This window comes from Sphingomonas sp. CCH9-E2, from assembly GCF_001557215.1.
In the GTDB taxonomy this organism is placed as follows: Bacteria; Pseudomonadota; Alphaproteobacteria; order Sphingomonadales; family Sphingomonadaceae; genus Sphingomonas.
Genome location: NZ_LSJM01000045.1, coordinates 24,532 through 31,436, shown reverse-complemented (window position 1 = coordinate 31,436; position 6,905 = coordinate 24,532). Strand labels below are relative to the sequence as shown.

The following is a 6,905-nucleotide window of genomic DNA, read 5'->3' as shown; positions in this document are numbered from 1 at the left end:
GGTGTTTCCCGGTGGCAGAGTGGATGCAGGCGACCACACCTTTGCCGCGACCCTAACAGGCGACCCGGACGACTTCGCCGCGCGGGTGGCGGCGGTGCGCGAAACCATCGAGGAGGCGGGGGTCGCGATCGGTGTCGACCTGCCCGATCTGCCGGCCGCGCGGCGGGCGCTCTATGATGGCACCCCGTTCGCGGAGGTGATCGCGGGCGGCGCATTCGACCCCGCCGCGCTCGTCCCCTTCGCCCGCTGGCTGCCGCATCAGGGCGTCGCGCATCGCATCTTCGACACGCGCTTCTACCTTTCCCGCTGGCCCGATGGCGCGCCCGATCCGGCGGTGGACGGCAATGAAAATAGCCAGCTCTTCTGGTCGAGCGCGCGCGACACGCTCGCCGCCGCCGATGCGGGCAAGGTGCGCATGATCTTTCCGACGCGACGCAACCTTGAGCGGCTGGCGTTGTTCAACAGCTTCGACGATGCGGTCGCCGATGCGCGGGCGCATCCAATCGAGACCATCACCCCCTGGATCGAGGCGCGCGACGGCGTGGACCATCTCTGCATTCCCGAAGGGCTGGGCTATCCGGTCACCGCGCAACCGCTGGGCGCCGCGCTGCGGGCATGAAGGCGCTGCGCACCTCGGTCGGCGCGATCGTCATCGCGGCGCTGCTGCTGACGCTGGCACTGCTCGTCTATGCGATGCTGCGCAACCGGCCCCAGGATCTGCCCTGGACCAAGCTCGACTTGTCGCAGCCGGTCGGCATGTTCACCGGGCGCAAGCTGACCGCGCTGACCGACGATTTCCCCGCCTGCCGCGCCGCGCTCGACAAGGCCGGGATCCGCTACACCGCGCTACCCGCGCGGACGGAGGGCGAGGGCTGCGGCTATACCGACGCGGTGCGCTTTACGAAGGGTGGCGCGCGCCGCATCGGCTTCGCGCCCGCCGATCTCGGCATATCCTGCCCGGTCGCGGCGGGGCTGGCGGTGTGGGAATGGGAGGTGGTCCAGCCCGCCGCCCAGCGCATCTTCGGCCAGCGCGTCGCGGAGATCGAGCATTTCGGCAGCTACAATTGCCGCCGTATGTATAATCGCGAGGGCGCGAGCTGGAGCGAGCACGCCACCGCCGACGCGGTCGATATCGCTGCCTTCCGGCTGGCCGACGGCACGCGGGTCACGCTGATCGGCGACTGGGCGGGGGAGGGACAGAAGGCGCAATTCCTGCGCGCGGTGCGCGACGGCGGCTGCGACCTGTTCGCGACCGTGCTGTCACCCGATTACAACGAAGCCCATCGCGACCATTTTCACTTCGACCAGGCCGAACGCGGTGCGATGGGGTGGCGGGCGTGTCGTTAGTCTAAAGTCCTCCCCTGCAAGGGGAGGTGGCAGCGCGCAGCGCTGACGGAGGGGTGTCGCCCTCACGATAGCGGGACACCCCTCCACCACGCGCTACGCGCGCGGTCCCCCTCCCCCTCCGGGGGAGGAGTGAAGGGTTCAATTCGGCAGCGCGCCGGCGTCCACCTTCTCCACCCATTGCGGATAGAAGGCCGGCTGGCGGTTCGACCAGCCCGACGCGGTCGCGGCGGCTTCGCTGATCGATTGGAGCAGTTTGCGGCGCAGGTCCGGGTGCAGATGCGGCAGCGCCGCTGCCCCGCAAAATGCGGCGGGGAGCCAGGGGCGCACTTCCGCACCGATCAGCCGCTCATAGAGGAAGCGATAGGCCGAAAAGCTGGTCAGCCGCCCCTGCGACAGGTCGAACGCGGTGACGGTGATCAGGGGGCTGAGGAACGGCTCCATCGCATCAAGACCGGTATCGTCGGGGATCAGCGCGCGGATTTCGGGGAGGCGGTCATAGATATGCGCCTGTGCACGGATGCTGGCCGCTTCGACCACGTCGCGCGACCAGCGCTCCAGTGCATCGTCGCGGTCGAGGCCGATGTCGAGCGCGCGGCGGATATAGCGCTGCGTCGCTGCGGCGAACCCCGCAAATTCCTTCATCTCGGCCAGGGTCATGGCCCCTTCGGCCGGCTTGCTCCGTGCACTCATCTCCTACACTCCCACCCCACTCATCTGCCCACTCCGCGATCATGCTCCCCGCATGGTTAACGACGCGATAATGCTGCGTCGTCGCGCGTTAAGCATGTCATCACAGCATCCGTTGCAACGCAACATGGCTGCGGCGAACCGAGTCAGTCACTTTTGAAACGATCGCGGACTGCGGCTTTGGCGCAACAAAATGCTTCGGGGCCGTAACATCGCGACCGATCGCATTGTGGATGACCGGCTCCTTTACCTTAGGCCGGATCGGGTGGCGCTGGTCGCTGATACAGCGGATTCGCTGGACCTAGGTAGTCACCCTTAACCGCCTGCTGCGCCGCAACACGCCCTGTTCCGCAAGTCATCGCCCCGACGAAACGATTCATCGGATATACAGGTTGGGGGGGTGGTCAGCCCGCGACCGCCCTGCCAATCCCCATCCTAAGAGTTCGGGGAAGGGAAATTCCACCATGTTTCAGACGCTGAAAGCGCGTTTCGCGCTGATGGCCGCGCTTTGCCTGGCGACGATCGCCACGCCGGCTCAGGCTCAGTTCTGGCAGTGCGCCCCCTATGCCCGCATGATCTCCGGCGTCGAAATCTATGGCAACGCCCACACCTGGTGGGCGCAGGCCGAGGGCCGCTACGCGCGTGGCGACGCCCCGGTCGAAGGCGCGGTGATGTCGTTCGCCCCGACCCAGAAGATGCGCCTAGGCCATGTCGCCATGGTGTCGAAGGTGCTGAGCGACCGCGAAGTGCTGCTCACCCACGCCAACTGGTCGCGTCGCGGCGGCGTCGAAAAGGACGTGATCGCGATCGACGTGTCGGAAGCGGGCGACTGGAGCCGCGTCAAGGTGTGGTTCGCGTCGAACAACGGCCTCGGCACCTCGACCTACCCGGTCAACGGCTTCATCTACGCCAAGAACGCACCGCGCAAGGACGCTACCCCGTTCGACAATGTCACCATCGCACAGGTCGACCTGTCGATGTTCGGGATCGAAACCTCGCTCCAGAAGTGAGCGTCAGGCCGGCCTGAAGTTCAGCGCCAGCCCGTTGATGCAATGCCGCTTGCCGGTCGGCGGCGGCCCGTCGTCGAACACATGGCCAAGGTGCCCGCCACAGCGGCGACAGATCACCTCGGTCCGCGCCATGCCCAGCGAGAAATCCGACTTGGTCCGCACCGCATTGTTCAGCGGCTGCCAGAAGCTCGGCCAGCCGGTGCCGCTGTCATATTTGGTCTTCGACGAATAGAGCGGCAGCCCGCACCCGGCACAGGCAAAGATGCCCGCGCGCTTTTCCTTGTTAAGCGGACTGGTCCCGGCCCGCTCGGTCCCTTCCTGCCGCAGGATGCGATATTGCGCCGGGGTCAGCCGCTTGCGCCATTCGGCATCGGTCAGGGTGAACTCGAATTTCTGCGCCGCCGCCTCGCTCTCGTCCGGGCTGCACCCGACGATCATCGCCGTGCCGACGACCCCGATGAACTGACGACGATGAACCCGCATCCTGCTTCTCCTCAGCCCTAGATACGGTGCCAGTCGCCGAAAGGTTTCACCGCGGGCGCGTCAGTAGCGACTAAGCTCCACCGGCATCGCCTTGTAGCCATGGACGAAGCAGGCCGCGACGCGTTCCGGCTCCGCGACGACGTTCGGGCGCAGGCGGCGCTTCGCCATTTCCTCCATCAGCACGCCGATCTGCAGCTCCGCGAGCCGCGCGCCGACGCAGCGGTGGATGCCATGGCCGAACGCCAGATGCCGCCGGGCATTGGCGCGGTCGACGATGATCTCGTCCGGCCGCTCGAACACGCTCTCGTCGCGATTGGCCGACAGATACCATAGGACGAGCTTGTCGCCCGCCTTGATCTGCTGCCCCATCAGCTCGGCGTCGGCGGTCGCGGTGCGGCGCATATGCGCCAGCGGGGTCTGCCAGCGGATGATCTCCTGCGTCGCATTGGCGATCAGCGACGGATCGGCCTCCAGCTTCGCGCGCTGATCCGGAAACTGCTCCAGCGCCCAGGCATAGGCGCTCATCGAATTGCGCGTGGTGTCGTTGCCGCCGACGATGAGGAGGATCAAATTGCCCAGGAATTCGAACTGATCCATCTCCTTCATCGCGTCGGAATGGATCATCATCGAAATCAGGTCCGGCGTCGGCTCCTTGCCGACCTTGCTGTTCCACAGCGCGCCGAACTCCGCCGCACACTGGAACAGGATCTCGCGCCGTTCCTCCTTCTTCACCGGGTCCTTGGCGATCTCGATATCGCCGGCCCAGTCGGACCAATAGGTCAGCTTGCGCCGCTCCTCCCACGGAAAGTCGAACAGCAGCGCCAGCATCTGTGTCGTCAGCTCGATCGACACGCGGTCGACCCAGTCGAATGTCTCGCCGATCGGCAGGCCATCGAGGATCTCGGCGGTGCGCTGGCGGATGTCGCCGGTCATGCGCAGCATCTCGCTCGGCGTGAAGGCGGGGGCGACGGTGCGGCGCTGGCCGGTATGCTTCGGCCGGTCCATCGCGATGAACATCGGCATGCGGATGTCCTCGGGCATCAGGTCGGCCACGACGATTCCGCCCGCTTCGGACGAGTAGAGCTCGGGCAGCGATTCAACCTCGACGATCGGCTTGTAGGTCGAGATCGACCAATAGGGCCCGAACCCGCTATTCTCGCACTTGTACACCGGGGCCTCGGCGCGCAGCTGGCGGAAGGGTTCGTGCCAGGTATCGTCGCGGTAGAGTTCCGCCCGTGTGACGTCGAGCGGATCGACCATGGGCGTGGTTTCGGCGGCAAGGGTGGCCATGGCGATACTCTCCCGGATTCTGTCTTTCCGGGAGAGTGAATTAACTTACAGGAATGTCAATAGTGCCTTCTTAGCCCCCCCTTCAGGGGAGGGGTTGGGGTGGGGCCGCCAAGTCTCACCGAGACCCACGTGCCGAGGCGGCGACCAAACCCCGCCCCCGCCAGTTCGCCACATGCGCCCCGGCCAGCAACAGGCTCCCAGCCACCGTCACGCCCGTCTCGACCGCGACCCACTCCTCGAACGCCAGCCCCGCCGCCAGCAGCACCAACCCCGCCGCGCCCACAAACAACGGCGTCAGCCCGCGATGCCGCCGCCAGCCCTCGCCCAGCGCAACCGCGCTGACCGGCAGCGCAAACGCCAGCACGCCAAGGTGAAACCCCTCGCCCAGATCGAGCCGCGCGGCCAGCGCGGGCAATGCGGCGATCACGATAGGCAGCGCCAGGCAGTGGATCAGGCACAGCACGGACGCGCCCACTGCCAATCCGTCGAACCAACTCACCAACCGCGCCCGCATCGCCTACTCCGGTACAAGCGGCGCAGATGATACTTCATATCATCGATTGCAAGGGCCGAAGGTCAGTCGTGTAACGCTCCGCGTAAACTTCACCCGCCGGCCAGCGCCGGCGCCTCTGGCGGCAGCGCGGCGTTGCGCCAGCGCGCGACCGGCACCGTCGTCACCGCCCCATCCACCGCTTTCCGCCGCTGGATCAGCGTCGCCCCCTGCTGCACCGTGTCGCCGATCTTCGCCCGCACGCGAACCCAATAGGTGTTGGAGCTGAACGCCGTCCCCGGTGGCTGGCTGACCTTGAGGTCGGACAGGTCGCGCAACGTGATCTGCCCGTTGCGCTTGCGGATCGCCACGATCCGCTCGGCCGCGACCGGATCGCCGATCAGGAACGCCAGCAGCTCCTGATCCGCCGCATTCAGGTTGATCGTCGTCTTGCCCGGCAGCGCCGTGACCATCCGCTCCAGCCGCGCAATCGCCGCCGGGTCCGCACCCGGGATCAGCCGGATCGGCCGCACATCGCTGACCGGGCCTTGCGTGCGGATATAGGCTATCGCCTCGACCGCCTGCTGCTCGTCCAGCCCCGCGATCCGCGCGAGTTTCTGGAACAGGATCACCGGCACCGCATCACCGCTACGCAGCATGTTGACGTTGAACCGCCCCTCGGCATCGCTGACCGCCAGGTCGAAAATGCCCCCATCGATGGTCGCACCGTTGGCCCCGATCGACGCCCACTCCTCGCCCGCATGATCGACCTGCGGTGCCGCCAGCGCATCGCGCTGAAGCGCCGAGATCGCCGACAGCTCGCCCCCGCGCACGATCGCCGCCGCCCGCGCCGCCTCCCGGCTACGCAGCGCGCGGTCGAGCGCCAGCTCCTCGCGCCCGATCATCAGCAGCACCAGCCCGCTCGCAATGGCGACGAACATCAGCACATTGACTAGGATCATGCCCTGTTCGTCGTCGCGCCGGGTCATTGCGCTTCGTCCTGCGGCCTGACCGGCAGCGCGACCACGCGGCGCAACGTCCCCTGCGGCCCGCGCTCGCCCGCCAACTGCATCTCGACCTGCACCGCGCGCGGCCACTCGTCCTTGCGCTCGTCATTCGGCGGCCAGCGATCGACCCAGCGCTGTCCGTCGAGAAAGCGCCAGCGCACGCCGCTCACCCCGGTCAGCAACAACTGCGGCTGCGGCGCGGCCCGCACCAGCGCCCCACCCGCCGCGGCATAGCGCAACGGCACTGGAGGCCCGCCCATCCCCGCAGCAACGCGGGTGAAAGCGACATTGCTCCCCCCACCGCTCACCGCACCGCGCGTAATCTGGTCAAGGTCGCTCTGCAGCACGAACATCGTCCGCTGGATCGCCGCCGTCCGGTCGAGCCGCCCCTCGGTCCGCTCCTGCGTCGTCATCACACTGTTGAGCAACGTCAGCCCCGCCACCGCGATCAGCGCAAACAGGCCCAGCGAGATGATGAGTTCGAGCAGGGTAAAACCTTCGTCGCCCCGGCGGAGGCCGGGGCCGCCCGATGGCTCGTCCAGCGATGCCTCTAGCGGTCCCGGCCTACGCCGGGGCGACGGCATTGCCGCG

At 67.2% G+C, this 6,905-nt stretch carries 9 protein-coding genes; 3 read left to right on the top strand and 6 right to left on the bottom strand.

Annotated features, from left to right (window positions below; all coding sequences use genetic code 11):
• Together AX681_RS02530 and AX681_RS02525 are read left to right on the top strand one after the other, a co-directional pair.
• On the top strand, positions 1-619 hold a 619-nt coding region (locus AX681_RS02530; RefSeq protein ID WP_231734853.1), incomplete at its 5' end, for an NUDIX hydrolase.
• Positions 616-1,347, top strand: a complete 732-nt coding sequence (locus tag AX681_RS02525) for an extensin-like domain-containing protein (RefSeq protein WP_066665150.1) — start codon at positions 616-618, stop codon at positions 1,345-1,347. The genes AX681_RS02530 and AX681_RS02525, both read left to right, overlap by 4 nt.
• Before the next feature lie 138 nt (positions 1,348-1,485).
• On the opposite strand, the gene AX681_RS02520 is transcribed toward AX681_RS02525, so the two are convergent.
• Positions 1,486-2,037, bottom strand: coding sequence for a hypothetical protein (locus AX681_RS02520; protein WP_066665152.1), 552 nt, complete (start codon positions 2,035-2,037; stop codon positions 1,486-1,488).
• Between the two features lie 461 nt (positions 2,038-2,498).
• Here AX681_RS02520 and AX681_RS02515 point away from each other — a divergent pair, with 461 nt between their 5' ends.
• Positions 2,499-3,044, top strand: a complete 546-nt coding sequence (locus AX681_RS02515; RefSeq protein ID WP_066665154.1) for a CHAP domain-containing protein — start codon at positions 2,499-2,501, stop codon at positions 3,042-3,044.
• Positions 3,045-3,047: 3 nt separating this feature from the next.
• On the opposite strand, the gene msrB is transcribed toward AX681_RS02515, so the two are convergent.
• The 5 genes from msrB to AX681_RS02490 all read right to left on the bottom strand — a co-directional run bounded on the left by msrB (position 3,048) and on the right by AX681_RS02490 (position 6,898).
• Positions 3,048-3,527, bottom strand: a complete 480-nt coding sequence (msrB, locus tag AX681_RS02510) for a peptide-methionine (R)-S-oxide reductase MsrB (RefSeq protein WP_066665162.1) — start codon at positions 3,525-3,527, stop codon at positions 3,048-3,050.
• A 60-nt stretch (positions 3,528-3,587) separates the two neighbouring features.
• Positions 3,588-4,817: a cytochrome P450 gene (locus tag AX681_RS02505; RefSeq protein ID WP_066665164.1), complete on the bottom strand. Its 1,230-nt coding sequence runs from the start codon at positions 4,815-4,817 to the stop codon at positions 3,588-3,590.
• Between the two features lie 115 nt (positions 4,818-4,932).
• Positions 4,933-5,331 carry a MerC domain-containing protein gene (locus tag AX681_RS02500; RefSeq protein WP_066681603.1) on the bottom strand — a complete coding sequence of 133 codons (399 nt, stop codon included), beginning with the start codon at positions 5,329-5,331 and terminating at the stop codon, positions 4,933-4,935.
• 89 nt (positions 5,332-5,420) lie between these two features.
• Positions 5,421-6,296, bottom strand: coding sequence for a general secretion pathway protein GspK (locus AX681_RS02495; protein ID WP_066662889.1), 876 nt, complete (start codon positions 6,294-6,296; stop codon positions 5,421-5,423).
• Positions 6,293-6,898, bottom strand: coding sequence for a type II secretion system protein GspJ (locus tag AX681_RS02490; RefSeq protein ID WP_082738070.1), 606 nt, complete (start codon positions 6,896-6,898; stop codon positions 6,293-6,295). Before AX681_RS02490 ends, AX681_RS02495 begins: the two co-directional genes overlap by 4 nt.
• Positions 6,899-6,905 lie beyond the last annotated feature (7 nt).

Bases quoted from the DNA above. Each gene is read 5' to 3' on its own strand.
- AX681_RS02525 (WP_066665150.1), top strand. From the start codon at position 616: ATGAAGGCGCTGCGCACCTCGGTCGGCGCGATCGTCATCGCGGCGCTG.
- AX681_RS02520 (WP_066665152.1), bottom strand. From the start codon at position 2,037: ATGAGTGCACGGAGCAAGCCGGCCGAAGGGGCCATGACCCTGGCCGAG.
- AX681_RS02515 (WP_066665154.1), top strand. From the start codon at position 2,499: ATGTTTCAGACGCTGAAAGCGCGTTTCGCGCTGATGGCCGCGCTTTGC.
- msrB (WP_066665162.1), bottom strand. From the start codon at position 3,527: ATGCGGGTTCATCGTCGTCAGTTCATCGGGGTCGTCGGCACGGCGATG.
- AX681_RS02505 (WP_066665164.1), bottom strand. From the start codon at position 4,817: ATGGCCACCCTTGCCGCCGAAACCACGCCCATGGTCGATCCGCTCGAC.
- AX681_RS02500 (WP_066681603.1), bottom strand. From the start codon at position 5,331: ATGCGGGCGCGGTTGGTGAGTTGGTTCGACGGATTGGCAGTGGGCGCG.
- AX681_RS02495 (WP_066662889.1), bottom strand. From the start codon at position 6,296: ATGACCCGGCGCGACGACGAACAGGGCATGATCCTAGTCAATGTGCTG.
- AX681_RS02490 (WP_082738070.1), bottom strand. From the start codon at position 6,898: ATGCCGTCGCCCCGGCGTAGGCCGGGACCGCTAGAGGCATCGCTGGAC.